Origin of the sequence: Pseudomonas aeruginosa, from assembly GCF_001457615.1 — a bacterium.
Classification (GTDB): domain Bacteria; phylum Pseudomonadota; class Gammaproteobacteria; order Pseudomonadales; family Pseudomonadaceae; genus Pseudomonas; species Pseudomonas aeruginosa.
Genome location: NZ_LN831024.1, coordinates 1,208,840 through 1,232,380, shown reverse-complemented (window position 1 = coordinate 1,232,380; position 23,541 = coordinate 1,208,840). Strand labels below are relative to the sequence as shown.

Below are 23,541 nucleotides of genomic sequence, written 5' to 3'. Positions count from 1 at the left end.
TGAAGCTTTACCAGGGCCGGCATTGGAAAATCCCGGCAACCGGCAGAGTCTATAGGACGCTGCGCGCCGGCTGAACATTCCGCACCCGCCGGGAGTCACAGCAAGACGTGCGAACGAAAGCGCCCACACAGGACCGCACTCAGGAGGGATGACGCATGACCACACGCAAACTCGGCAACTCCGGCCTGGAGATACCGGCACTGGTATTCGGCGGCAACGTCTTCGGCTGGACTGCCGACGAAAGCACCTCCTTCAGGCTGCTGGACGCCCTGCTCGACGCCGGCCTGAACTGCATCGACACCGCCGACGTCTATTCGCGCTGGGTTCCCGGGCACCAGGGCGGCGAGTCGGAAACCCTCATCGGCAAGTGGCTGAAACGCACCGGCAAACGCGACCGCATGGTGATCGCCAGCAAGGTCGGGATGGACATGGGCAATGGCCACAAAGGTCTCTCCGCCGCCTATATCGAGCAGGCCCTGGAGCGCTCGCTACGACGCCTGCAGACCGACTACCTGGACCTCTACCAGTCGCACACCGACGATCCCCACACCGACCTGGAGGAAACCCTTTCCACCTATGGCGAACTGATCAAGAAAGGCAAGGTACGGGTCATCGGCGCCTCCAACTACGACGCCCGGCGCCTCCTCGAAGCACGCCAGGTCAGCGCCCGGCTTAACCTGCCGAGCTACCAGAGCCTGCAACCCGAATACAACCTGTACGATCGCGCCGACTACGAGACCAACCTGGAGCCGACGGTGGAAGAACTCGGTATCGGGGTGATCAGCTACTACTCGCTGGCCAGCGGCTTCCTCAGCGGCAAGTACCGCAACCAGGCCGACACCGCCGGGCGAGCCCGGGGAGAGAAGGTGAAGGGTTATCTCAACGAGCGCGGCGTGGCCATCCTCGCGGCGCTCGACGAAGTGGCCGAGCAGTACAACGCCAACCCGACCCAGGTCGCCCTGGCCTGGCTCATCGCTCGTCCGACGGTGACCGCGCCGATCGCCAGCGCCACCAGCCTGGAACAGCTCGACGACCTGATCGCCGCCACCCACCTGAAGCTCGACGAACAGGCGATCCACCGCCTGGACAGCGCCAGCGCCTATTGACCGACCTGCCGTCGAGGGCGGCCTCGCCCCGTTGAGTGGAGCGGATAACCGTATCGCGGCTATCCGCTCCGCATCGACGGGAAAGCCTTAGCTGAAGCGCGCCAGCAGCGAACCGATGTCCAGGTCGCCCTGCGGCGCCTGGCCGTCCGGCGTCAGCTTGTTGACCAGTTCCGGCAGCAGGCTGCTCAGGTGTTCGGCCGCCTCGCCCTGGCTGACTCCGGCGGAGTCCGCCAGTTGCTGCAATTGACCGTCGCCGAAGACCCGGGAAATGTCCGCCGCCGACACCGACTGGTTCGGCCCACCGCCGATCCAGGAATTCAGGGCATCGCCCAGGCCTGCGTTCTGGAGCATCTGGAACAACCCGCCGAGTCCGCCCAGTGAGCCGGCCTCCACGCCCGGCGCCGCCTGCCCGGCACCGCCCGCGGCGCCACCGAGCAGATCGCCGAGGACGCCACCCAGCCCGCCGCTCGCGGCCCCGCCGCCGGCACCACCAAGGATGCTGCCCAGCGAACCGAGCAGACCACCGCCATCGCCACCGCCCTGTGCCGCACCGCCCTGGCGCGACATCAGCATGGTCACCAGCCCGATCAACAGGGCCACTTTCGGATCGCGAGCACCTCCCTGTCCTTCAGAGCCACCCAGCGCCGAACCGAGAATCGAATCGAGCAGTCCCATTGGTCTTCCTCCTGATCTGATGCCCACGGCGCGGCGCCGCGGGATACGGGTAACTCCATTCCCGGCACTGCGCCATCATGCGCAGCGCCGGGTCATGGCCTCGGACATCGACCGGAAGCGGACGTTCCGGCACTCAAGGATGGATTTCGAAGCGATCCGCGTCCATGTAGGCCGGGAAACGCTGGCGATAGGCCGCCAGTGCCGCCGCGTCCAGCCGGACGCGGAACACGCCGTCGGCGTCCGCCGCGTTGAACAGGCTGTCGCCCTGGAAGTCCAGGACCTGGCTATCCCCAGCGTAGCGCAAGGCGTTGCCGTCTTCGCCGATACGGTTCACCGCCACCACGTAGCAAAGGTTCTCGATCGCCCGCGCCGGCAGCAGGCGGTTCCAGTGCTGTCGACGAGGCGCGGGCCAGTTGGCGGTGTAGAGCAACAGGTCGGTGTCGTGCGGGTCGCGGCTCCACACCGGGAAACGCAGGTCGTAGCAGATCAGCGGGCGCACCCGCCAGCCCTTGAGTTCGAACAGTTCCTGGCGTTCGCCGGGACTGTAGTGCTCGTGTTCGCCGGCCATGCGGAACAGATGGCGCTTGTCGTAGTGCAGCATCTCGCCGTCCGGACGCGCCCAGAGCAGGCGGTTGCGATGGCTGCCGTCGGCGAGCTGGACGATCAGGCTGCCGGTGACCACCGCGCCAAGGCGCCGGGCCTGCTCCAGCAGCCAGGCATGGGTCGGCCCCAGTTCGGGCTCGGCCTGCTCGGCCGAAGCCATGCTGAAACCCGTGGTGAACATCTCCGGGAGGACCACCAGGTCGGCACCGGCGGCGCTCTCCAGCAGGGCGGCGAAATGCTCGCGGTTGGCCTGGGCGTCGTGCCAGACCAGGGAGGATTGGACCAGGGCGATGTCCAGGTCCGGCAGAACCGTCAGATCGCGCATAGCTTTTCCGCTGCCTGACGCAGCGTCTCCTCGCGTTTGGCGTAACAGAACCGGACCAGCCGCATGGCGTCCGGAGCCTTTTCATAAAACACCGAAACCGGGATCGCCGCCACTCCGTGTTCGCGGGTCAGCCACTCGGCCATGGCCACGTCGTCCAGGTCCGGACGGATGGCCGAATAGTCCACGCACTGGAAGTAGGTGCCCGGCGCACGGGTAAAACGGAAGCGAGAGTCCAGCAGCAGGTCGCAGAACAGGTCGCGCTTGGCCTGGTAGAAGCCGGGCAATTGCCGCAAGTGCTCCGGATGGCCGGCCATGTAGTCCGCCAATGCCCATTGCAGCGGCGTGACGCCACAGAAGTTGACGTACTGGTGAACCTTGCGCAGCTCCGCGCTGAGCGCCGGCGGCGCGACCACGTAGCCGGTCTTCCAGCCGGTGACGTGGTAGGTCTTGCCGAACGAACTGACCACGAAGGAACGCGGATACAACTCGTCGTGGGACAGCACGCTGGTATGAGCGACACCGTCGAACACCAGGTGCTCGTAGACCTCGTCGCTGATCAGATAGATATCCCGGTCGCGGATCAGCGCGGCCAGGCGGTCCAGTTCCTCGCGGCTGATCAGCGCGCCGCTGGGGTTGTGCGGGGTATTGATGATGACCAGCCGGGTACGCGGCCCGATGGCCTCGGCCATGCGCTGCCAGTCGATGGAGAAGTCCGGCAGCGCCAGCGGCACGTGCACGCAACGCCCGCCGGCGAGTTGCACGGAGGGTTCGTAGCTGTCGTAGGACGGGTCGAGTACCACCACTTCGTCGCCCGGATGGACCAGCGCCTGGATCGCGCTGAAGATCGCCTCGGTCGCCCCCGGCGTGATGGTCACCTCGCTGTCGGCGCTCACCCGGCGTCCATAGAACTGCTCGATCTTCTTCGCCACCTGCTCGCGCAGGGCCGGCAAGCCGGTCATCGGCGCGTACTGGTTGTGCCCGGCGGCGATATGCCTGCCTACCGCCTCGCGCAACTCCGGCGGGCCGTCGAAATCGGGAAAGCCCTGGGAGAGGTTGATCGCGCCACACTCGGCGGCCAGTTGCGACATGCGGGTGAAGATGGTGGTGCCGACATTCGGCAGCTTGCTCTGAATCATCGGGACTTCCTGCAGAGACTCGCCGGACGACAGCCCGGCCAGACGGGTGGCAGGGCAGGATAGCCGATCCGGGAGCGACGCTGCAGGGGCACGCCTTAGAAAAAACCGTGACCGCTTCAGGTCAGAGGGGAATATGCGCCAGGCGATGGCGCAGGACGAATAACCACCTCGCGATCATTCGTCGCCACGACAGGGAATCGGCGGTCAACGCCGGCGGCCTGGTTCGTCCCGCGGGCTACAGCCGCGGCCAATGAAAAAGGCCCGACAGGGATCCCTGCCGGGCCTTTCGACGAAGGAAACGCCACCCTCAGCGGCGCTTGTCCTTCTTCTTCTTCTCGGCTTTCTTGTGGTGCGACATCAGCCGGCGCTTCTTGTTGACCTGGCGCGCGGTGAGCGAGTTCTTCTTGCCCTCGTAGGGGTTCTCGCCGCCCTTGTACTCGATGCGGATCGGCGTACCGACCAGCTTCAATACCCGCCGGTAGGTCTTCTCCAGGTAGCGGGTATAGGCCTTCGGCACCGCGTCCACCTGGTTGCCGTGGATCACGATCAGCGGCGGATTGGCGCCGCCCAGGTGGGCGTAGCGCAGCTTGATCCGGCGACCGTTGACCATCGGCGGCTGGTGCACCTGCACGGCGTCCTCGAGGATGCTGGTCAGGCGGCTGGTCGGCCAGCGGGTCACCGCCGAACGGAAGGACTCCTGGACCGACTTGTAGAGATGGCCGACGCCGGTGCCATGCAGGGCCGAAATGAAATGGATGTCGGCGAAGTCGACGAACAGCAGGCGCCGCTCCAGTTCGGTCTTCACGTAGTCACGCTCGGCCGCCTCCATGCCATCCCACTTGTTCAGGGCGATGACCAGGGCACGGCCGGTCTCGAGGACGAAGCCGAGCAGGTTGAGGTCGTGCTCGACCACCCCTTCGCGGGCGTCCATGACGAAGATCACCACGTTGGCGTCCTGGATCGCCTGGAGGGTCTTCACCACCGAGAACTTTTCCACCGCCTCGAAGATCTTGCCGCGACGCCGCACGCCAGCGGTGTCGATCAGGGTGTACTTCTCCTCGTTGCGCTCGAACGGGATGTAGATGCTGTCGCGGGTGGTGCCGGCCTGGTCGTAGACGATCACCCGCTCTTCGCCGAGCATGCGGTTGACCAGGGTCGACTTGCCCACGTTGGGCCGGCCGATGATGGCAATCTTGATCCCGTCCTTCTCGCTGGGACCGGGAATCCGGGTCGGTTCCTCGCCTTCGGCGACCTCTTCGCTCGCCGGCTCGCCCTCGCCCTCTTCCTCCGCGTTGTCCTTGGGGAAGATCCCCAGGGCTTCCTGCAGCATATGGTTGATGCCGCGACCGTGGGCGGCGGCGATCGGCAGCGCATCGCCCAGGCCCAGCGGGCTGAACTCGGCGCGAGCGAGATCGGGATCGATGGTGTCGACCTTGTTGGCGATCAGGAAGCTGCGCTTGTTCCGCTTGCGCAGGTGCTCGGCGATCATCTGGTCGGCGGCGGTCATGCCGGCGCGCGAATCGACCAGGAACAGGACGGCATCCGCCTCCTCGATGGCCTGCAACGATTGCTCGGCCATTTTCGCATCGATGCCTTCCTCATCGCCGGAGATGCCTCCGGTATCGATGACGATATAGGTGCGGCCCTGCCAGCGCGCCTCGCCGTACTGGCGATCGCGGGTCAGGCCTGCGTACTCCGCCACGATGGCGTCGCGCGACTTGGTCAGGCGGTTGAACAGAGTGGACTTGCCGACGTTCGGGCGACCCACCAGGGCAATAACGGGAACCATGCGGCTCTCCACGAGAATTCAGAAAACACAAAGGCCGCTGACGTCGGACGGCAGCGGCCGGACACTTGAAACCCAGTCTAGCGGATGGTGTAGGCGACGAGCTTGCCACCGTTGCCGAACACGTACATCCAGCTCCCGACCACCAGCGGACGAACCCGCACGCCATCGCTGTCGACCCGCTCGCGACCGACGAAGCGACCGTCCACCTGGCTCAGCAGGTGCACGTAGCCTTCCAGGTCGCCGACCACCACGTTGCTGGAGAACACCGCCGGAGCCGACAGTTGGCGACGCGCCAGGGCGTCGTTGTTCCACAGCGAAGAAGCGCCGCGCGAGTCCAGGCCTTCCACCGAACCGCTGGCCTGGCTGACGTAGATATTGCCGAAGCCTTCGGCGACGCCGACGTAGCTCGACGCTTCGCGCTGCCAGAGCAGGCGGCCGCTGTTCACGTCCAGCGCCGCGGCACGGCCCTGGTAGCTGACCACGTAGAGGGTGTCGCCGGACAGCAGGAGGCCGCCGTCGATGTCCACCACGCGATCCAGTTCGGAACGCCCCTGGGGAATCGCTACCCGCTGCTCCCAGATCGGCAGGCCGCGCTGTACGTCGACCGCCACTACCTTGCCGCTGGCCAGGCCAGCCAGGGCCATGTTGCCGGCAATCAGCGGCGCGCCGGTGCCGCGCAGGGTCAGCACCGGCACGGTGCTTTCGTAGATCCAGCGCTGGTCGCCGCTGGCCGCATCGAGGCCGATCAGCTTGTCGTCCTGGGTCTGCACCACCACCACGTCGCCATTGGTGGCCGGCGCCGACAGCACTTCGCTGTTGACTCGCTTGGTCCACTTCTTCTTGCCGGTGGCTTCGTCGAGGGCGATCACGTCACCGCGCAGGGTACCCACCAGCACCAGGCCGTAGCCAACGCCGACACCGCCGGAAACCGGACGTTCCAGGTCCTTCTTCCAGAGCACGTCGCCGGTCTCGCGCTGGATCGCCATCACCCGCCCTTCGGCGGACGCGGCGTAGATGGTGGAACCATCGACGGCCGGTTCGAGCAGGTTGTACAGGTCACCCTGGCCATCACCGACCGAGCGGCTCCACTGCTTGCTCAACACGACTTCCTCTTTGAAGTCGGTCAGTTCGGCGGGCGGGAGTTCCTTCTTGCTGTTGCTGCTGCAACCCACGACCGCCAGGGCCAGGGCGAGCAGCGCCGCGTGTTTCCATTGCACCATCTCAGGCCTCTCCCTTGGACAGGTCGTCGAGCTTGATCTGCAGGGCATCGCCGGCACCGTCTTCGGGCAGCGACTGCTTGGCTTTCTCGTAGGCCGCGCGCGCCTCGTCGGTGCGCTTGAGCTGCACCAGCAGGTCGCCCCTGAGCTCCTCGCGGGTCGAGACGTAGGCCTTGTCGGCATCGCCATCGAGCAGTTTCAGGCCTTCCTCGACCTTGCCCTGGGCCGCCAGGACCCGGGCCAGGCGCTGCCGCGCCAGTTCGCCGAGGGTGGCGTCGGCCGGCTTGTCCATGACCGCCTTCAGCTCGGCAACGGCGTCATCCAGCTTGCCGCTGTCGACCGCGACCTTGGCCACGAACAGGCTGCCGTACTGGGCATAATGGGTGCCGCCGAACTCGCTCTTCAGCTTGCCAGCCAGCTCCGCCACCTTCGCCGGATCCGGCTGGCCGGCCGGATTCAGCGCGGTTTCGATCAGTTGCTGGTAGACGATCGAGGCGCCCTGCGCCTGGTTGGTCTGGTACTTCTGCCAGGCCTGCCAGCCGAATACCACTGCCAGCGCGAGGATGCCGCCGGTGACCAGGGGCTTGCCGTTGCGCTGCCACCAGTCCTTGATCTGCGCCAGGTCTTCGTCTTCGGTACGCGATGTCACCCCAATCACTCCTATTCTTTATGTTCTCAAGCCTGTGCCAGACAGGCTGCCAGGTGCTCGGGCAGAGCATCCCAGGCAATGCTTTGTTGCTCGCCCTCGTCACGCAGGGGCTTGAAACCTACCACGCGATTGGCCACCTCGTCCTCCCCGAGGATCAGGGCAAAGCGCGCGCCGCTCTTGTCGGCCTTCTTGAACTGGCTCTTGAAGCTACCGGCGCCGGCGTTGACCAGCAGGCGTATGCCGGGAATGGCGCTGCGCAACTGTTCGGCCAGGGTCAGGGCGGCCAGCTCGGCCGGTTCGCCGAAGGCGCAGACGTAGAGGTCGGCCGGACGGTTCAGTTCGGCGGGGATCACCCCCAAGGTTTCCAGCAGCAGCACCAGGCGTTCCACGCCCATGGCGAAACCGACACCCGGGGTCGGCTTGCCGCCGAACTGGCTGACCAGCCCGTCGTAGCGGCCACCGCCGCAAACGGTGCCCTGGGCGCCAAGCTTGTCGGTGACCCACTCGAAAGCCGTGCGGCAGTAATAGTCCAGGCCGCGCACCAACTTCTGGTTGATTTCGTAGCGCAGTCCGACAGCATCCAGGCGGGCCTTGAGACCCTCGAAGTGGGCGATCGATTCTTCGTCGAGATAGTCGTGCAGGGTCGGCGCGCCAACCAGCAACGCCTGGGTGCTCTCCACCTTGCTGTCGAGGATTCGCAGCGGATTGGTGGTCATGCGCCGCTGGCTGTCTTCGTCGAGTTGCTCGAAGCGCTCCTGCAGATAGGCCACCAGGGCCTCGCGATAGCGTGCGCGGGCCTCGCTGGAACCGAGGGTGTTGAGCTGCAGGGTCACCGCGTCGGCCATGCCGAGCTTCTGCCACAGGCGCCAGGTGAGGATGATCAACTCGGCGTCGATGTCCGGACCGGGCAGGTTGAAGACTTCCACGCCGATCTGGTGGAACTGCCGGTAGCGACCTTTCTGCGGTTTCTCGTAACGGAACATCGGCCCGGTGTACCAGAGCTTCTGCACTTGACCACCGCCGCTCAGGCCGTGCTCCAGCACGGCGCGCACGCAACCGGCGGTACCTTCCGGACGCATGGTCAGGGATTCGCCGTTGCGGTCGAGGAAGGTGTACATCTCCTTGTCGACCACGTCGGTGCCTTCGCCGATGCCGCGGGCGAAGAGTTCGGTGAACTCGAGGATGGGCAGGCGGATCTCGCTGTAGCCGTAGCCGTCCAGCAGGCCGGCGAAGGTGCGTTCCAGATAGCGCCAGGCCGGAGTCTGCTCCGGCAGGATGTCGTTCATGCCACGAATGGCTTGCAGGGACTTGCTCACGTAGGGTCCTTAAACGGGTCAGCCGCGGGCGATCAGGCTCGCATCGGCTTCGGCCTTCTCGGCCGCCTTCTGGCGGATCAGCCGTTCCAGCTCGTCCACCAGGTTGTCGTTGGTCAGTTTCTGCGACGGCTTGCCGTCGATATACACCAGGTTCGGAGTGCCGCCGGTGAGGCCGACATGGGCCTCCTTGGCTTCGCCCGGACCGTTGACGACGCAACCGATCACGGCCACGTCCATCGGTACCAGCAGGTCCTCCAGGCGCCCTTCCAGCTCGTTCATGGTCTTCACCACGTCGAAGTTCTGCCGCGAACAGCTCGGGCAGGCGATGAAGTTGATGCCACGGGAGCGCAGGTGCAGGGACTTGAGGATGTCGAAACCGACCTTGATCTCCTCGACCGGATCGGCAGCCAGGGAAATCCGGATGGTGTCGCCGATTCCCTCGGCCAGGAGCATGCCCAGCCCCACCGCCGACTTCACCGTGCCGGAGCGCAGGCCGCCGGCCTCGGTGATGCCCAGGTGCAGGGGCTGCTCGATCTGCCTGGCCAGCAGGCGATAGGCGGCGACGGCCATGAAGACGTCGGAGGCCTTGACGCTGACCTTGAAGTTCTGGAAGTCCAGCTTGTCGAGATGATCGACGTGGCGCATGGCCGATTCGAGCAGGGCTTCCGGGGTCGGTTCGCCGTATTTCTTCTGCAGGTCCTTTTCCAGCGAACCGGCATTGACGCCGATACGGATCGGGATGTTGCGCTCGCGCGCGGCATCGACCACGGCCTTGACCCGGTCCTCGCGACCGATGTTGCCCGGATTGATGCGCAGGCAGTCCACTCCCAGCTCGGCGACGCGCAGGGCGATGCGATAGTCGAAGTGGATGTCGGCGACCAGCGGCACGTTGACCTGCTGCTTGATCTTGCCGAATGCCTCGGCGGCGTCCATGTCGGGGACGGAAACCCGCACGATGTCCGCGCCGGCATCTTCCAGGCGGCGGATCTGCGCGACGGTGGCAGCGACGTCGCAGGTCTCGGTGTTGGTCATGCTCTGCACGGCGATCGGCGCGTCGCCGCCCACCGGGACGTTGCCGACCCAGATTTTCCGAGACTTGCGGCGAATGATCGGAGAAGCGCTATGAATGCTCATTGTCCTACCTTCAGACGGGCCGTTTCGCCGCGGACGAAGGGGGTCACGTCCACCGGCTGGCCGTTGTAGCTGACCTGGGCGCCGCGAGCGAAACCGAGGCGCAGCTCCAGCGGGGCCTTGCCGGCCAGTTCCAGGCTGTCGCCCTTGCGCTTCAGCGCGCTGACCAGGACCTTGCCGTTGGCGTCGGTGACCTGGGTCCAGCAATCGGCGACGAACTGTACCTTGACCACCCCCTGGCCCTCGCCGGCCACCACGGGCGCGGCGGTAGGTTCGCTCGGCGCTGGCGGGGCGGCCGGACTGGCCGTCGCTGGAACGGCTGGAGCAGTACCGGGAGCGGGAGCCGTGCCGGCAGGCGCGGCGGTAACGGGCTGCTGGGGTGCGGCGGGGGTGCCCTGGGCCGGAGCGGCGGGAACCTGCGCGCCCTCGCTCGCCACCGGCGGCGCTCCCTCGGCCTGGGCAGCGACTTCCGGAGAAACCTCGGCGGGCGCTTGCTCGCCTTCCTTCTGCGCTTCGATCACCGCCTGGTCTTCAGGCTCGTCCAGGGTATGGATCTCGGTGGTGCCGTCGGCGCTTTCCACTTCGACATGCTCAAGGCTCAGACCGGCGGTTTCCGGCGTGCGCGCGGAATGCTCCTGCCACCAGAAGTAGCCGAAGCCGATCAGCAGGGCGAGCAGCAACAGGCTGACGATACGCAGCACGTTGCGCGACAGGCGCACCGGCTCGGCGACCCGTCCCAGGCTCTGTACGGTGCTGCCGCTGGCATTGGTGCCGGTGAAATGGTCGAAGCTGTTGACCAGCTCGGCCTGGTCGAGGCCCATGAGCTTGGCGTAGGCGCGGATGTAACCGCGCGAGAAGGTGTGTCCCGGCAGCTTGTCGAACGCGCCGTTTTCCAGCTGACGCAGCGAATTCTCGGTCAGGTTCAGTTGCCCGGCCACCTGCGACAGCGACAGGCCCTTCTGCTCGCGCGCCTGGCGCAGGGTTTCCCCGGGGTTCTGACGGGAAGCGGTGGCTACGACTTCGGGCTGCGGCGCTTTCATCATTTTTCCGCCTGGAATTCCTGATATTCGGGAGAGCCTGGGTACAGGCGTTTCAACTGCAGGCCATAGCTGGCGGCCGTGTCGCGGTCTTCGAAGACCTTCGCGAGACGAATGCCCAGCAACAGACTGCGGGCGTTCTGCCCGCCGCCCTGGGCAAAGAGATCATAGTACTGGCGAGCCGGCACGTACTCGCGCTCCTTGTAGAGCAGGTCGGCCATCTCCAGCGCGACGCTGGGCTGGTTACGGTTCAGACGCAGGGATTTCTCGAAGTACTCCTTGGCCTGGGCCGGTTTCTTCATTTGCAGCGAAACCAGGCCGAGGTTCTCGAAGACCCGCGAGCGCTCGGGATAGAGGGTGTCCTGGCTGGCCTCCAGGAGACGCTGGTAGGCCTCCTCGTAGCGCTTCTGCTCGTAGAGGAAACCGCCGTAGTTGTTCAGTACCCGGGCATTGCGGCTATCGCTGGCGAGCGCCTTGCGGTACTCCTCGTCGGCCAGCTTGGGCTCCATCTCGGTCTGGAACACCACCGCCAGCGCGGCGTGCGCGTCGGCGCTGGAAGGGTCGATCTCGAGGGCCTTGCGCAGCGGCACCTTGGCCTGCTCGGTGTTCCCCCGCTGGAGATAGCCGAGGCCAAGCTGGATATAGGCGTCGCGCGCCTCGTCACGGCCCTTGTCGGTTTTCAGGGGATTCTGATCTCCGCTCGTCACGCAGCCTGTCAGCCCAACTGCCAACAGGAACACCAGCGCGGCGCGTACAGTCATCGGAACCCTCCTCTCACTCAATTTCGATTCGCCGCCGACTCGGACTCGGCCAGTTGGCGCACGGCAATATAACGTTCGCTCCGGCGGGTGCGATCCATGACCTGACCAACCAGTTGGCCACAGGCCGCGTCGATGTCGTCGCCGCGGGTGGTACGCACGGTCACGTTGAAGCCGCCCTTGTGCAACATGTCCTGGAAACGCCGGATGGCATTGTTGCTCGGGCGCTCGTAGCCGGAGTGCGGGAATGGATTAAACGGAATCAGGTTGATCTTGCAAGGCGTGTCTTTCAGCAATGCGATCATCTGCTCAGCATGCTCGGGCTGATCGTTGACATCCTTGAGCAGGGTGTATTCGACGGTCAGCACGCGCTTCTCGCCGAGCCGGGAAATATACCGGCGGCAGGCATCCAGCAGCATGCCCAGCGGATATTTCTTGTTGATCGGCACCAGCTTGTTGCGCAACTCGTCGTTCGGTGCGTGCAGCGACAGGGCCAGGGACACGTCGATCACCTCGCCGAGCTTGTCGATCATCGGCACCACGCCGGAGGTGGACAGGGTCACCTTGCGCTTGGAAATACCGTAGCCGAGGTCGTCCATCATGATGTTCATGGCGGCGACCACGTTGTCGAAGTTCAGCAGCGGCTCGCCCATGCCCATCATCACGACATTGGTGATGGCGCGGTCGATCTTGGCCGGAACGGTACCGAACGACTTGTTGGCGATCCACACCTGGCCGATCACCTCGGCGGCGGTGAGGTCGCTGTTGAAACCCTGCTTGCCGGTGGAGCAGAAACTGCAATCCAGGGCGCAGCCCGCCTGGGAGGACACGCACAGGGTGCCGCGTCCGCCCTGGGGGATGTACACGGTCTCGACGCAACTGCCGGACGCCACCCGGACCACCCACTTGCGGGTGCCGTCGGCGGAAATATCCTGGCTGACGATCTCGGGACCGCGTATCTCGGCTGAGGCCTTGAGCTTTTCGCGCAAGGCCTTGCCGACGTTGGTCATGGCGTCGAAATCGTCGACGCCAAAGTGGTGAATCCACTTCATGACCTGGCCGGCCCGGAAACGCTTCTCGCCGATGGACTCGAAGAACTGTTCCAGCTGCGGCTGGGTCAGGCCCAGCAGATTCACCTTGCCGGCGGTGGTCGTTGTCATGGTTTCACCCTCACCCACGCTCGATCAGCGAATGCGCTCGCAGACTTCGGTAGCCGCGAAGAAATAGGCGATCTCGCGAGCGGCGGAAGCTTCGGAATCGGAACCGTGGACGGCGTTCTCGTCGATGGAGACGGCGAAGTCGGCGCGGATGGTACCGGCGTCGGCTTTCTTCGGATCGGTGGCGCCCATCAGCTCGCGGTTCTTGGCGATGGCGTCCTCGCCTTCCAGGACCTGGACTACAACCGGACCGGAAGTCATGAAGGAAACCAGGTCCTTGAAGAACGGACGCTCTTTGTGCTCGGCATAGAAGCCACCGGCTTCACGCTCGGACAGCTGAACCATTTTAGCGGCGACGACGCGCAGGCCGGCTTTCTCGAAGCGGGTCAGGATTTCGCCGATCACGTTCTTGGAAACGGCGTCCGGCTTGATGATGGACAGGGTGCGTTGCAGTGCCATTGGTAAAACTCCGAAACAAGGTTGTCTAGCATGGGCGGCCCCGCCAGCGGGGCGGGACGCCGTGATTCGTTCAGGACGCTGACGAAAACGGCCCGAAAGGGCCGGAATCAGCGTGGCTGCGCCTGGCATCGGGCCCGGCGCGCCTAGCCTGGAATGCGCCCGCGGGCGATTTCAGGCCTTACCTAAAATAAAACCCGCGAATTATACGCGGGTTCCCGGCAAATGCGTAGGGCGGGCCTATGGCTAGTCCCGTTCCTCGATCCAGGCGGCCTGGATGGCCTCCAGGACTTTCTCCCCGCTACGCTGAGGATCGTCGGAGAACTCTGGAAGTTCCACCACCCAGCGCCGCAGATCGACGAAGTTGACGTATCGCGGATCGACCTCCGGCTTGCTTTCGTCGAGCTGGATGGCGATTTCCAGCACATCGGTCCATTTCAGGCTCATTGCACGCTCCTCTACTACCGCCGGGCTCAGTGGCCTTCCGACACCTGGTTGATGGTGTACTTGGGAATCTCGACCACCAGGTCTTCGTCGGCCACCACTGCCTGGCAGGATAGCCGCGAATCGGGCTCCAGGCCCCAGGCCTTGTCCAGCATGTCGTCTTCGAGTTCGTCGGACGGCTCCATGGAGTCGAGGCCTTCGCGGACGATTACGTGGCAGGTCGTGCAGGCGCAGGATTTCTCACAGGCATGCTCGATCTCGATGCCATTGCGCAACGCGGCATCCAGGATGGTTTCGCCGGGCTTCGCCTCGAATACCGCCCCCTCGGGGCAGTGGTCGGCATGGGGCAGAATCACGATCTGCGGCATCTTCGCTTATTCCTCGATTTCGTTGAGCCGGCGGCCGGAGAGCGCGGCCTTGACGGTCGCGTCCATCCGCCGTGCGGCGAAAGCGTCGGTCACCTGGGACAGGCGCTTGATCTGGTTCTCGATGGCCGCGGTGTCGCTACCACCGGCCAGTTCACGCAAGGTGTCCATCTGCACCGCGATGGCCAGGCGCTCCTCTTCGTCCAGGAGCCGCTCGCCGTCGACGTCCAGCGCCGACTGCACGGCCTCCAGCAGCCGCTGCGCCTCGACCTGCTGTTCGCGCAGGGCGCGGGCAGCCTTGTCGTCGCCGGCGTAGTCGAAGGAGTCCTTGAGCATCCGCGCGATCTCGCCATCGGTCAGCCCATAGGACGGCTTGACCTGGATGCTGGCCTCGACGCCGGAACTCAGTTCGCGTGCGGACACGCCGAGCAAGCCGTCGGCGTCGACCTGGAAGGTCACCCGGATTTTCGCCGCACCCGCCACCATCGGCGGAATGCCGCGCAGCTCGAAGCGCGCCAGCGAACGACAATCCTTCACCAGCTCGCGCTCGCCCTGCAGCACGTGGATCATCATGGCCGTCTGGCCGTCCTTGTAGGTGGTGAACTCCTGGGCGCGCGCCACCGGGATGGTGGTATTGCGCGGAATCACCTTCTCCATCAGCCCGCCCATGGTTTCCAGGCCGAGCGACAGCGGAATGACGTCCAGCAGCAGCAATTCCTCGCCGCGCTTGTTGCCGGCCAGAGCATCGGCCTGGATGGCCGCGCCGATGGCGACCACCTGGTCCGGATCGATATCGGTCAGCGGCTCGCAGCCGAACAACTCGCCAACCGCCGTGCGCACACGGGGCACGCGGGTCGAGCCACCGACCATCACCACCGAGCGGATTTCTTCCAGATCGACACCGGAGTCGCGCACCGCTCGGCGACAGGACTTCAGGCTGCGAGCGACGAACGGCTCGATCAACTCGTCGAGCGTCGCCCGGCTCAGCTCGCCGCTCCAGTCGCCGTAGGCGACCCGGACCGACGCCTCGTCGGTAAGACGCTCCTTGGCCGCACAGGCGATTTGCAGCAACTGCCGCTGGCTGCCCGGGTCCAGATCGGCAGAAAGGCCAGCCTGCTCGATCACCCAGCCAGCGATGGCATGGTCGAAGTCGTCGCCGCCCAGGGCCGTATCGCCGCCGGTGGCCAGGACTTCGAAGACACCGCGGGTCAGGCGCAGGATGGAAATGTCGAAGGTTCCGCCACCCAGGTCATAGATGGCCACCAGGCCTTCCGCGCCCTTGTCCAGGCCGTAGGCCACGGCGGCGGCGGTCGGCTCATTGAGCAGGCGCAGGACGTTCAGTCCGGCCAGGCGCGCGGCATCCTTGGTAGCCTGGCGCTGGGCGTCGTCGAAATAGGCCGGCACGGTGATCACCGCACCCACCAGCTCGCCACCGAGGGTGGTTTCGGCGCGCTGGCGCAGCTCACGCAGGATGTCCGCCGAGACTTCCACAGGACTCTTCAGCCCCTGTACGGTCTCGATGAAGGGCATGTGCGACTCGCCCTGGCGGAAGCGGTAGGGCAATTGCTCGCCCAGTTGCTTGACGTCCTCCAGGCCGCGTCCCATCAGACGCTTGACCGAAATGATGGTATTGAAGGGATCCTTCGCGGCGGCCGCGCGGGCGCTCTCACCCACTTCCGCCCGCTCGGCGTGATAACGCACCGCGGAAGGCAGGATCAGGCGCCCCTGCGCATCCGGCAAGGGCTCGGCGACGCCGCTACGCACCGCGGCGACCAGCGAATTGGTGGTACCCAGGTCGATCCCAACCGCCAGGCGACGTTCATGGGGCTTGGGACTCTGACCGGGCTCGGCGATCTGCAGTAGGGCCATGCTCTGTCTTAACTATGGGGTGCGACCCGGGGGCCGCAGGGATTAATCGTCGAGTCGCTCTTCCAGCTGGCGCACTTCCTGCGCGAGCTTGTCGAGGAACTGCATGCGACGGACCAGGCGTTCGGCTTCTTCGCGGCGCTGCGCATCGTCCCAGCACGCGGCGAACTCGCGCTCCAGCTCGGCCTGGGCGGCCTTGAGCCGACGCTTGAAGGTCGCCACGCCGGCCAGGTCGGCGCTGTCCTGCAACTCCTCCAGTTCCTCGCGCAGCTGCATCTGCTGCAGGAGAAACTCCGGATCCTGCACCGTAGCCTCCAAGGGCAACTCGTGACCACTCAGGGTCAACAGGTACAGGGCCCGGCGCGGAGCGCTCTTCAGGGTCTGGTAGGCCTCGTTCAGTTGCGCCGCGCGTTCCAGGGCGAGACGCTGCTCGCGCTCGGGAGCGTCGGCGAAACGGTCGGGATGGACGCTGCGCACCAACTCGCGATAGCGCTGGCCGAGCTCGTCGAGATCGACCAGGAAAGCCGGTTGCAGGTCGAACTGGGCGAAATGACAGGGTTTACCCACGCTGGCCTCAGACGTTGAAGCTTTCGCCGCAGCCGCATTCGCCACGAACGTTGGGATTGTTGAACTTGAAGCCTTCGTTGAGCCCTTCGCGAGTGAAGTCCAGCTCGGTGCCATCGAGATAGACCAGGCTTTTCGGGTCGATGATGACCTTCACGCCATGGCTCTCGAAGACCAGGTCCTCGGCCGCCAGTTCATCGACGAATTCGAGGACATAGGCAAGCCCGGAACAGCCAGTGGTGCGCACGCCAAGACGGATACCCTCGCCCTTGCCGCGCCCCTCAAGGGAGCGCTGCACGTGTTTGGCGGCGGCTTCGGTCATGCTGATGGCCATTGCAACTCCTTACTCGTCACGAGCGGCTTAGAGCAAACCCTTCTTCTGCTTGTAGTCGCGAACGGCGGCCTTGATGGCGTCTTCGGCGAGAACGGAGCAGTGGATCTTCACCGGCGGCAGGGCCAGCTCTTCGGCGATGGTGGTGTTCTTGATGGTTTCCGCCTCGTCCAGGGTCTTGCCCTTCATCCACTCGGTGGCGAGGGAGCTGGAGGCGATCGCGGAACCGCAACCGTAGGTCTTGAACTTGGCGTCTTCGATCACGCCCTGCTCGTTGACCTTGATCTGCAGGCGCATCACGTCGCCGCAGGCCGGCGCGCCGACCATGCCGGTGCCGACGTTGGGATCGGCAGCGTCGAGCTTGCCGACGTTGCGCGGGTTTTCGTAGTGGTCGATGACCTTTTCGCTATATGCCATGGCTAATCCTCACGTTTTTCCGGGGCACGAGGCGCTCAGTGCGCCTGCCATTCGACCTGGGACAGGTCGACGCCCTCTTTGTACATATCCCACAGCGGCGACAGTTCGCGCAGCTTGGAAACGGCCTCGACCACCTTCTTCGCGGCATAGTCGATCTCTTCCTCGGTGGTGAAGCGACCGAAGGTGAAGCGGATGGAGCTATGCGCCAGTTCGTCGTTGCGGCCCAGGGCGCGCAATACGTAGGACGGTTCCAGGGACGCCGAGGTACAGGCCGAACCGGAGGAGACCGCGAGGTCCTTGAGCGCCATGATCAGCGACTCGCCCTCGACGTAGTTGAAGCTGACGTTGAGGTTGTGCGGGACGCGGGAGGTCATGCTGCCGTTGATGTAGAGCTCTTCCAGGCCGTCGATCTGCGCGAAGAAGCGGTCGCGGAGCGCCAGCACGCGGGCGTTCTCCTGGGCCATTTCTTCCTTGGCGATGCGGAACGCCTCGCCCATGCCGACGATCTGGTGGGTGGCCAGGGTGCCGGAACGCATGCCGCGCTCATGGCCGCCACCGTGCATCTGACCCTCGATGCGGACGCGCGGCTTGCGCCGGACGTAGAGCGCGCCAATGCCTTTCGGGCCGTAGGTCTTGTGCGCGGAGAAGGACATCAGGTCGACCTTGAGCTTGTCCAGGTCGATCTCGACCTTGCCGGTCGACTGTGCGGCGTCGACGTGGAACAGCACGCCGCGGGAGCGGGTCAGCTCGCCGATGGCGGCGATGTCGTTGACGGTGCCGATCTCGTTGTTCACGTGCATGACCGAGACCAGGATGGTGTCGTCACGCAGCGCCGCCTCGACCAGAGCCGGAGTGATCAGGCCATCTTCGCCCGGCTCCAGGTAGGTCACTTCGAAACCTTCGCGCTCCAGCTGGCGACAGGTGTCGAGGACCGCCTTGTGCTCGATCTTCGAGGTGATGATGTGCTTGCCCTTGCCCGAGTAGAAGTGCGCGACGCCCTTGATCGCCAGGTTGTCGGACTCGGTGGCGCCGGAGGTCCAGACGATCTCGCGGGGATCGGCGTTGACCAGCTCGGCCACCTGGCGACGGGCGTTCTCCACGGCTTCTTCGGCTTTCCAGCCGAACACGTGGGAACGCGAAGCCGGGTTGCCGAAGTTGCCGTCCATCAGCAGGCATTCGCTCATTTTCTGGGCGACGCGGGGATCGACGGGAGTGGTCGCGGAGTAATCGAGGTAGATCGGCAATTTCATCAGGTAACTCCTACAGGCTGGCGCCCTGCTCAGTCGATGGCGGACGCTTCAATCTTGTCGAGACGAGGCGTCTTGCCTGAGCAACGGCGTTCGTCCTGGCGCAGCGCGACCTCCTGGACCTCCTGGCGGCTGACCAGATCGGCCAGGCTGATGCCGCTGAGGAACTCATGGATCTGCAAACTGAGGTCGCACCACAGGTGGTGGGTCAGACAGGTATCGCCGGAGTGGCAATCGCCCTGCCCTTGGCAGCGGGTCGCGTCGACGGATTCGTTGACCGCGTCGATCACCTGCGCCACATGGATGCCCGACATATGGCGGGACAGCTGGTAGCCGCCGCCCGGGCCGCGCACGCTGGTCACCAGGTTGCCACGGCGCAACTTGGCGAACAGCTGTTCGAGATAGGACAGGGAAATGCCTTGGCGTTCGGAGATATCGGCCAGCGAGACCGGACCTTGCTGAGCATGCAGCGCCAGGTCGAGCATGGCGGTTACGGCGTAGCGGCCTTTGGTGGTCAGACGCATGGGCTTTTCCCATCGGGATCATTCGGGGTTGACGCGGATTATGCTCTTATCCGAGTAATTAGGTCAACTATAAGACCGATCAAATTACTCAGGATTAGGCAAATTCAGGGCGCTACATGCTAGCAGAAAGCCGCCGGCCGCGCATTACGCGGCCGGATTGCCGTCCTCGTCCTTGACTCCGGCGAAATCTTCCTCGCGCAACACCGGCAGGTCCTTCGCGCAGTAGTCGCTACCCAGGGCGGTGAGCGCCTGGCACATGCCCTCGAGCCGGCCGTCGACGGCCTGCAGGTGATCGAGCAACTGACCAATGGCACGCGCCACCGGGTCCGGCATGTCCTGGCTGACCCCATAGGCATCGAAGCCGAGCTTCTCCGCCATCGCCTGGCGCTTGGCCTGCTGCTCGGAGTCCTCGCGCATGATGATCCGCCCGGGAATGCCGACCACGGTGGCACCCGGCGGGACTTCCTTGGTCACCACGGCGTTGGAGCCGACCTTGGCGCCCTCGCCGACGGTGAACGGGCCGAGCACCTTGGCACCGGCACCGACCACTACGTTGTTGCCGAGGGTGGGGTGGCGCTTGCCCTTGTTCCAGGTGGTGCCGCCCAGGGTAACGCCCTGATAGAGGGTGACGTCGTCGCCGATCTCGGCGGTTTCGCCGATGACGATGCCCATGCCGTGGTCGATGAAGAAGCGCCGGCCGATCCTGGCCCCCGGGTGGATCTCGATGCCGGTCATCCAGCGGCCGAAATTGGACACCAGGCGCGCCAGCCACTTCCAGCCGGACGTCCACAAGCCGTGGGCCAGCCGATGCAGCCAGACGGCGTGCAGGCCCGGATAACAGGTGAGGACCTCGAGTGCGTTGCGAGCCGCCGGATCACGGTGGAATACGCTTTGGATATCTTCACGCACACGTTCGAACATCAGTCGTCACTCCGCTTGTAGGACAGGCCTCGGGCCACCTTCTGGGTTTCGGTCAGGATCCCGCGCAGGATATTCATTTCCAGCTTGCTGATCGCGCTGCGCCCATACAGGCGCCGCAACCGCGACATCAGGTGGCGCGGCTTCTCCGGATCGAGGAAGCCGATATCGATCAGCGTCCTCTCCAGATGCGCGTAATAGAGTTCCAGCTCGTCGGCCGTCACCAGCTCGGTGTTGAGCATCGAGGTGGACTCGAACTTTTCCATCTTGGTCGGCTTGCCCTGGGCCGCCAGCCACGCCATGCGCACCTCGTAGGTGAGCACCTGGACCGCGGCCGCCAGGTTCAGCGAGCCGAACTCGGGATCGGAGGGGATATGCACATGGAACTGGCAGCGCTGCAATTCTTCGTTGGTCAAACCCGCATATTCGCGCCCGAATACCAGGGCCACCTCGCCATTCGCCTCCAGGTGCTCCAGGCAGGTCGTCGCGCACTCGCGCGGATCCAGCAGCGGCCAGGGAATCCGCCGGTCGCGGGCGCTGGTGCCGAGCACCACGCTGCAGCCGCTCAGGGCCTCTTCCAGGGTGTCCACCACCCTTGCGGCGTCGAGGATGTCGGTGGCGCCGGAAGCCCGCGCCACCGCGTCGCCGTGGGGAAAGCTTTCCGGCTGCACCAGCACCAGTTGCGACAGGCCCATGTTCTTCATGGCACGGGCCGCCCCGCCGATGTTGCCGGGATGACTGGTGTTGACCAACACCACACGAATACGGTCGAGCAACGCCGATGCTCTCCAACGCCAAGTTACTGAAGGGTGTGAAATCCTACAGCAGAGGTCAGCTTTATACCATGCGGCCGACAGGTCGCCCTTCAAACGCCATCGGTTTCTGCTAGAATGGCCGGCTTTCTTTAACGACCCAGGTGACCTCTCCATGCAGCCTATGCTGAATATCGCCCTGCGCGCCGCTCGCAGCGCCGGTGAACTGATTTTCCGCTCCATCGAACGCCTGGATGTCATCTCGGTCAACGAGAAGGATGCCAAGGACTACGTGACCGAAGTCGATCGCGCCGCCGAGCAGACCATCGTCGCCGCGCTGCGCAAGGCCTATCCGACTCACGCGATCATGGGCGAGGAAGGCGGCTTCATCGAAGGCAGCGGCGAGGGTGCCGATTACCTCTGGGTGATCGATCCGCTGGACGGCACCACCAACTTCATCCATGGCGTACCGCACTTCGCCGTGAGCATCGCCTGCAAGTACAAGGGCCGCCTGGAGCACGCCGTGGTCCTCGACCCGGTACGCCAGGAAGAATTCACCGCCAGCCGCGGTCGCGGCGCCGCCCTCAACGGTCGCCGCCTGCGCGTCAGCGGCCGCAAGAGCCTGGAAGGCGCCCTGCTCGGCACCGGGTTCCCGTTCCGCGACAACCAGATCGACAATCTCGACAACTACCTGAACATGTTCCGCAGCCTGGTCGGCCAGACCGCCGGCATCCGCCGCGCCGGCGCCGCCAGTCTGGACCTGGCCTACGTCGCCGCCGGACGCTACGACGCCTTCTGGGAATTCGGCCTGTCCGAATGGGACATGGCGGCAGGCGCCCTGCTGGTACAGGAAGCCGGCGGCCTGGTGAGCGACTTCACCGGCAGCCACGAATTCCTCGAGAAGGGTCACATCGTCGCCGGCAACACCAAATGCTTCAAGGCACTGCTGACCACCATCCAGCCGCACCTGCCGCCGTCGCTGAAGCGCTGATCCGCCGCTGACGAAGAACCCGGCCTGGCGCCGGGTTTTTCATCTCCATGAAAATGCACAAGGGCGCCCGCGGGCGCCCTTGTGCATCATTGCGACAGTCAGGCTCAGCGCAGCGTTTCGCCCTGGCTGAGGATCAGCCGGCCATTCTTGTCGACCGGGATCTGGCTGCCCGGATCGCGCTCCATGCGGATCTGCCCGGCCTTGCCGTCGAGCATGTACTTCACGTCATAGCCGACGACCTTCTCGCTGCTGTCGTGCACGGTGCTGCAGCGGGTTTCGGTGGTGGTGTAGGTGTCACGCTCCTGCATGCCTTCCTGCACCTTGTTGCCGGCGTAGCCGCCGCCGACGGCGCCGGCCACGGTGGCGATCTTCTTGCCGGTACCGCCGCCGATCTGGTTGCCCAGCAAGCCGCCGACCACCGCACCGATGGCGGTACCGGCGATCTGGTGCTGGTCCTTGACCGGACGCTGGCGGGTCACGGCCACGTCCTTGCAGACCTGGCGCGGCGTCTTGATGGTTTCCTTGACCGGCTGGACAGCGACGACCTCGGCGTAGTCGGGACCGCGATCCACCAGGCTATAGGTGGCTACCGCGCCACCTGCGGTCACGCCTACGGCACCCAGAACGGCCCCGACGAGCATCGACTTGTTCACATGTACCTCCTGGCTTTCATCCAATGCGGGCTATGTTCGCCCTTTGCCTTGCCTAGGACTGGGCAAAAACCACCAAGTTCCAGGCTCCCGACAAACGTTTCGTTGGCGCAGATACGAAAACTCCCGCCAAAAGCGGGAGTCCTCGAGTGACCGGCAGGCGCCGGAGTGCCGAACCAGAGCGCCTCAGGGGCGATCGTCGACGGTGTCCTTGGCCTGCGGCGGGATCAGGTCCTCGCTGGTCAGGTTCAGCCAGATCAATACCACGTTGGCGATGTAGATCGACGAGTAGGTACCCGCCATTACACCGACGAACAGGGCGATGGAGAAACCGAACAGATTGTCGCCGCCGAAGAACAGCAGCGCGGCGATGGCCAGCAGCGTGGAAACCGAGGTGGCGATGGTACGCAACAGGGTCTGGCTGGTGGAGATGTTCAGGTTCTCGACCAGATCGGCCTTGCGCAGCACGCGGAAGTTCTCGCGCACCCGGTCGAAGATCACGATGGTGTCGTTCAGCGAGTAACCGACCACCGCCAGCACAGCGGCGAGGACGGTCAGGTCGAAGGTCACCTGGAAGAACGACAGCACGCCCATCACGATGATCGCATCGTGCACCAGCGAGAGGATCGCACCGAGGGCGAACTTCCACTGGAAGCGGAAGCCGACGTACAGCAGGATGCCGCCCAGCGCCAGGAGCATGCCGAGGCCGCCCTGGTCGCGCAGTTCTTCACCCACCTGCGGGCCGACGTACTCGACCCGCTTCAGGTTCGCCGGGTTGCCGGCATCGGCCTGCTGCAAGGCGGTAGCGACCTTCTTGCCCAGTTCCGGGTCCTCGCTGGGCATCCGCACCAGCACGTCGCGGGCGTCGCCGAAGCTCTGCACCACGGCGTCCTCGTAGCCGGCGCCGACCAGTTGACCACGCACCTTGCCGAGATCGGCCGGTTGTTCGTAGGTCAGCTCGATCAGCGTACCGCCGGTGAAGTCGAGGCCGAAGTTGATGCCCTTGGTGAACCAGCTGCCCAGGGCGATGACGGTCAGGATCAGGGTGACGGCAAACGCGATGTTGCGGATGCCCATGAAGTTGATGGTACCGATCTTGATATTCATCTCAGTCCCC

The 23,541-nt window shown here is 65.0% G+C and carries 26 protein-coding genes; 2 read left to right on the top strand and 24 right to left on the bottom strand.

Annotation, left to right across the window (positions count from 1 at the left end; translation table 11 throughout):
• Positions 1–155 precede the first annotated feature (155 nt).
• Positions 156–1,106, top strand: a complete 951-nt coding sequence (locus tag AT700_RS05750) for an aldo/keto reductase (RefSeq protein WP_003107361.1) — start codon at positions 156–158, stop codon at positions 1,104–1,106.
• An 87-nt stretch (positions 1,107–1,193) separates the two neighbouring features.
• Here the strand turns inward: AT700_RS05750 and AT700_RS05745 are convergent, their stop codons facing one another.
• From AT700_RS05745 to trmJ, 22 genes are all read right to left on the bottom strand, one after another.
• A complete protein-coding gene (locus tag AT700_RS05745) occupies positions 1,194–1,781 on the bottom strand; it encodes a YidB family protein (protein WP_003113804.1) in 588 nt (195 codons plus the stop codon).
• Between the two features lie 133 nt (positions 1,782–1,914).
• Positions 1,915–2,709: an amidohydrolase gene (locus AT700_RS05740; protein WP_003106646.1), complete on the bottom strand. Its 795-nt coding sequence runs from the start codon at positions 2,707–2,709 to the stop codon at positions 1,915–1,917.
• Positions 2,697–3,845 carry a pyridoxal phosphate-dependent aminotransferase gene (locus tag AT700_RS05735; RefSeq protein WP_003106648.1) on the bottom strand — a complete coding sequence of 383 codons (1,149 nt, stop codon included), beginning with the start codon at positions 3,843–3,845 and terminating at the stop codon, positions 2,697–2,699. Before AT700_RS05735 ends, AT700_RS05740 begins: the two co-directional genes overlap by 13 nt.
• 307 nt (positions 3,846–4,152) lie before the next feature.
• On the bottom strand, positions 4,153–5,634 hold the full coding sequence (der, locus tag AT700_RS05730; protein WP_003092786.1) for a ribosome biogenesis GTPase Der: 1,482 nt from the start codon (positions 5,632–5,634) through the stop codon (positions 4,153–4,155).
• Positions 5,635–5,711: 77 nt separating this feature from the next.
• Complete coding sequence (bamB, locus tag AT700_RS05725; RefSeq protein WP_003092789.1) at positions 5,712–6,854, bottom strand: outer membrane protein assembly factor BamB; 1,143 nt, start codon at positions 6,852–6,854, stop codon at positions 5,712–5,714.
• A gap of 1 nt (position 6,855) precedes the next feature.
• Positions 6,856–7,500: a YfgM family protein gene (locus AT700_RS05720; protein WP_003106650.1), complete on the bottom strand. Its 645-nt coding sequence runs from the start codon at positions 7,498–7,500 to the stop codon at positions 6,856–6,858.
• Between the two features lie 26 nt (positions 7,501–7,526).
• Positions 7,527–8,816: a histidine--tRNA ligase gene (hisS, locus tag AT700_RS05715; RefSeq protein ID WP_003092797.1), complete on the bottom strand. Its 1,290-nt coding sequence runs from the start codon at positions 8,814–8,816 to the stop codon at positions 7,527–7,529.
• Between the two features lie 18 nt (positions 8,817–8,834).
• Entirely contained in the window at positions 8,835–9,950 is a 1,116-nt protein-coding gene (ispG, locus tag AT700_RS05710; RefSeq protein WP_003092800.1) for a flavodoxin-dependent (E)-4-hydroxy-3-methylbut-2-enyl-diphosphate synthase, read from the bottom strand.
• Complete coding sequence (locus AT700_RS05705; protein ID WP_004351484.1) at positions 9,947–10,990, bottom strand: RodZ domain-containing protein; 1,044 nt, start codon at positions 10,988–10,990, stop codon at positions 9,947–9,949. The genes ispG and AT700_RS05705 overlap by 4 nt, the downstream gene beginning before the upstream one ends.
• Positions 10,987–11,745, bottom strand: a complete 759-nt coding sequence (pilF, locus tag AT700_RS05700; RefSeq protein WP_003092804.1) for a type 4a pilus biogenesis protein PilF — start codon at positions 11,743–11,745, stop codon at positions 10,987–10,989. Before pilF ends, AT700_RS05705 begins: the two co-directional genes overlap by 4 nt.
• Before the next feature lie 17 nt (positions 11,746–11,762).
• The gene (gene rlmN / locus AT700_RS05695; protein ID WP_003092809.1) at positions 11,763–12,902 is read right to left on the bottom strand and encodes a 23S rRNA (adenine(2503)-C(2))-methyltransferase RlmN; all 1,140 of its coding nucleotides are present in this window, start codon (positions 12,900–12,902) and stop codon (positions 11,763–11,765) included.
• 24 nt (positions 12,903–12,926) lie between these two features.
• Positions 12,927–13,358: a nucleoside-diphosphate kinase gene (gene ndk / locus AT700_RS05690; protein WP_003092811.1), complete on the bottom strand. Its 432-nt coding sequence runs from the start codon at positions 13,356–13,358 to the stop codon at positions 12,927–12,929.
• Positions 13,359–13,601: 243 nt separating this feature from the next.
• On the bottom strand, positions 13,602–13,802 hold the full coding sequence (gene iscX / locus AT700_RS05685) for a Fe-S cluster assembly protein IscX (RefSeq protein ID WP_003092814.1): 201 nt from the start codon (positions 13,800–13,802) through the stop codon (positions 13,602–13,604).
• Positions 13,803–13,828: 26 nt separating this feature from the next.
• Positions 13,829–14,167 carry an ISC system 2Fe-2S type ferredoxin gene (gene fdx / locus AT700_RS05680; RefSeq protein WP_003092818.1) on the bottom strand — a complete coding sequence of 113 codons (339 nt, stop codon included), beginning with the start codon at positions 14,165–14,167 and terminating at the stop codon, positions 13,829–13,831.
• Positions 14,168–14,173: 6 nt separating this feature from the next.
• Positions 14,174–16,033, bottom strand: coding sequence for a Fe-S protein assembly chaperone HscA (gene hscA / locus AT700_RS05675; RefSeq protein ID WP_045404262.1), 1,860 nt, complete (start codon positions 16,031–16,033; stop codon positions 14,174–14,176).
• A gap of 42 nt (positions 16,034–16,075) precedes the next feature.
• On the bottom strand, positions 16,076–16,597 hold the full coding sequence (hscB, locus tag AT700_RS05670) for a co-chaperone HscB (protein ID WP_003092824.1): 522 nt from the start codon (positions 16,595–16,597) through the stop codon (positions 16,076–16,078).
• A gap of 7 nt (positions 16,598–16,604) precedes the next feature.
• Positions 16,605–16,928: an iron-sulfur cluster assembly protein IscA gene (iscA, locus tag AT700_RS05665; RefSeq protein ID WP_003100617.1), complete on the bottom strand. Its 324-nt coding sequence runs from the start codon at positions 16,926–16,928 to the stop codon at positions 16,605–16,607.
• 27 nt (positions 16,929–16,955) lie between these two features.
• Complete coding sequence (gene iscU, locus AT700_RS05660) at positions 16,956–17,342, bottom strand: Fe-S cluster assembly scaffold IscU (RefSeq protein ID WP_003092829.1); 387 nt, start codon at positions 17,340–17,342, stop codon at positions 16,956–16,958.
• Between the two features lie 35 nt (positions 17,343–17,377).
• A complete protein-coding gene (locus tag AT700_RS05655) occupies positions 17,378–18,592 on the bottom strand; it encodes an IscS subfamily cysteine desulfurase (RefSeq protein ID WP_003092832.1) in 1,215 nt (404 codons plus the stop codon).
• A 29-nt stretch (positions 18,593–18,621) separates the two neighbouring features.
• On the bottom strand, positions 18,622–19,113 hold the full coding sequence (iscR, locus tag AT700_RS05650; protein ID WP_003092836.1) for a Fe-S cluster assembly transcriptional regulator IscR: 492 nt from the start codon (positions 19,111–19,113) through the stop codon (positions 18,622–18,624).
• A gap of 144 nt (positions 19,114–19,257) precedes the next feature.
• Positions 19,258–20,034: a serine O-acetyltransferase gene (gene cysE / locus AT700_RS05645; protein ID WP_003100615.1), complete on the bottom strand. Its 777-nt coding sequence runs from the start codon at positions 20,032–20,034 to the stop codon at positions 19,258–19,260.
• A complete protein-coding gene (gene trmJ, locus AT700_RS05640; RefSeq protein WP_003092842.1) occupies positions 20,034–20,807 on the bottom strand; it encodes a tRNA (cytosine(32)/uridine(32)-2'-O)-methyltransferase TrmJ in 774 nt (257 codons plus the stop codon). The genes cysE and trmJ overlap by 1 nt, the downstream gene beginning before the upstream one ends.
• A gap of 151 nt (positions 20,808–20,958) precedes the next feature.
• Here trmJ and suhB point away from each other — a divergent pair, with 151 nt between their 5' ends.
• Complete coding sequence (suhB, locus tag AT700_RS05635) at positions 20,959–21,774, top strand: inositol-phosphate phosphatase (RefSeq protein ID WP_003092845.1); 816 nt, start codon at positions 20,959–20,961, stop codon at positions 21,772–21,774.
• 104 nt (positions 21,775–21,878) lie between these two features.
• Here suhB and AT700_RS05630 read toward each other — a convergent pair whose 3' ends face one another.
• Together AT700_RS05630 and secF are read right to left on the bottom strand one after the other, a co-directional pair.
• A complete protein-coding gene (locus tag AT700_RS05630; protein ID WP_003092848.1) occupies positions 21,879–22,427 on the bottom strand; it encodes a glycine zipper 2TM domain-containing protein in 549 nt (182 codons plus the stop codon).
• A gap of 183 nt (positions 22,428–22,610) precedes the next feature.
• Entirely contained in the window at positions 22,611–23,531 is a 921-nt protein-coding gene (gene secF / locus AT700_RS05625; protein WP_048520820.1) for a protein translocase subunit SecF, read from the bottom strand.
• Positions 23,532–23,541 lie beyond the last annotated feature (10 nt).

Bases quoted from the DNA above. Each gene is read 5' to 3' on its own strand.
- AT700_RS05735 (WP_003106648.1), bottom strand. From the start codon at position 3,845: ATGATTCAGAGCAAGCTGCCGAATGTCGGCACCACCATCTTCACCCGC.
- suhB (WP_003092845.1), top strand. From the start codon at position 20,959: ATGCAGCCTATGCTGAATATCGCCCTGCGCGCCGCTCGCAGCGCCGGT.
- iscR (WP_003092836.1), bottom strand. From the start codon at position 19,113: ATGCGTCTGACCACCAAAGGCCGCTACGCCGTAACCGCCATGCTCGAC.
- iscA (WP_003100617.1), bottom strand. From the start codon at position 16,928: ATGGCCATCAGCATGACCGAAGCCGCCGCCAAACACGTGCAGCGCTCC.
- AT700_RS05705 (WP_004351484.1), bottom strand. From the start codon at position 10,990: ATGATGAAAGCGCCGCAGCCCGAAGTCGTAGCCACCGCTTCCCGTCAG.
- AT700_RS05745 (WP_003113804.1), bottom strand. From the start codon at position 1,781: ATGGGACTGCTCGATTCGATTCTCGGTTCGGCGCTGGGTGGCTCTGAA.
- ndk (WP_003092811.1), bottom strand. From the start codon at position 13,358: ATGGCACTGCAACGCACCCTGTCCATCATCAAGCCGGACGCCGTTTCC.
- fdx (WP_003092818.1), bottom strand. From the start codon at position 14,167: ATGCCGCAGATCGTGATTCTGCCCCATGCCGACCACTGCCCCGAGGGG.
- iscX (WP_003092814.1), bottom strand. From the start codon at position 13,802: ATGAGCCTGAAATGGACCGATGTGCTGGAAATCGCCATCCAGCTCGAC.
- pilF (WP_003092804.1), bottom strand. From the start codon at position 11,745: ATGACTGTACGCGCCGCGCTGGTGTTCCTGTTGGCAGTTGGGCTGACA.
- AT700_RS05655 (WP_003092832.1), bottom strand. From the start codon at position 18,592: ATGAAATTGCCGATCTACCTCGATTACTCCGCGACCACTCCCGTCGAT.
- rlmN (WP_003092809.1), bottom strand. From the start codon at position 12,902: ATGACAACGACCACCGCCGGCAAGGTGAATCTGCTGGGCCTGACCCAG.
- der (WP_003092786.1), bottom strand. From the start codon at position 5,634: ATGGTTCCCGTTATTGCCCTGGTGGGTCGCCCGAACGTCGGCAAGTCC.
- iscU (WP_003092829.1), bottom strand. From the start codon at position 17,342: ATGGCATATAGCGAAAAGGTCATCGACCACTACGAAAACCCGCGCAAC.
- AT700_RS05750 (WP_003107361.1), top strand. From the start codon at position 156: ATGACCACACGCAAACTCGGCAACTCCGGCCTGGAGATACCGGCACTG.
- cysE (WP_003100615.1), bottom strand. From the start codon at position 20,034: ATGTTCGAACGTGTGCGTGAAGATATCCAAAGCGTATTCCACCGTGAT.
- AT700_RS05740 (WP_003106646.1), bottom strand. From the start codon at position 2,709: ATGCGCGATCTGACGGTTCTGCCGGACCTGGACATCGCCCTGGTCCAA.
- ispG (WP_003092800.1), bottom strand. From the start codon at position 9,950: ATGAGCATTCATAGCGCTTCTCCGATCATTCGCCGCAAGTCTCGGAAA.
- bamB (WP_003092789.1), bottom strand. From the start codon at position 6,854: ATGGTGCAATGGAAACACGCGGCGCTGCTCGCCCTGGCCCTGGCGGTC.
- secF (WP_048520820.1), bottom strand. From the start codon at position 23,531: ATGAATATCAAGATCGGTACCATCAACTTCATGGGCATCCGCAACATC.
- hscA (WP_045404262.1), bottom strand. From the start codon at position 16,033: ATGGCCCTACTGCAGATCGCCGAGCCCGGTCAGAGTCCCAAGCCCCAT.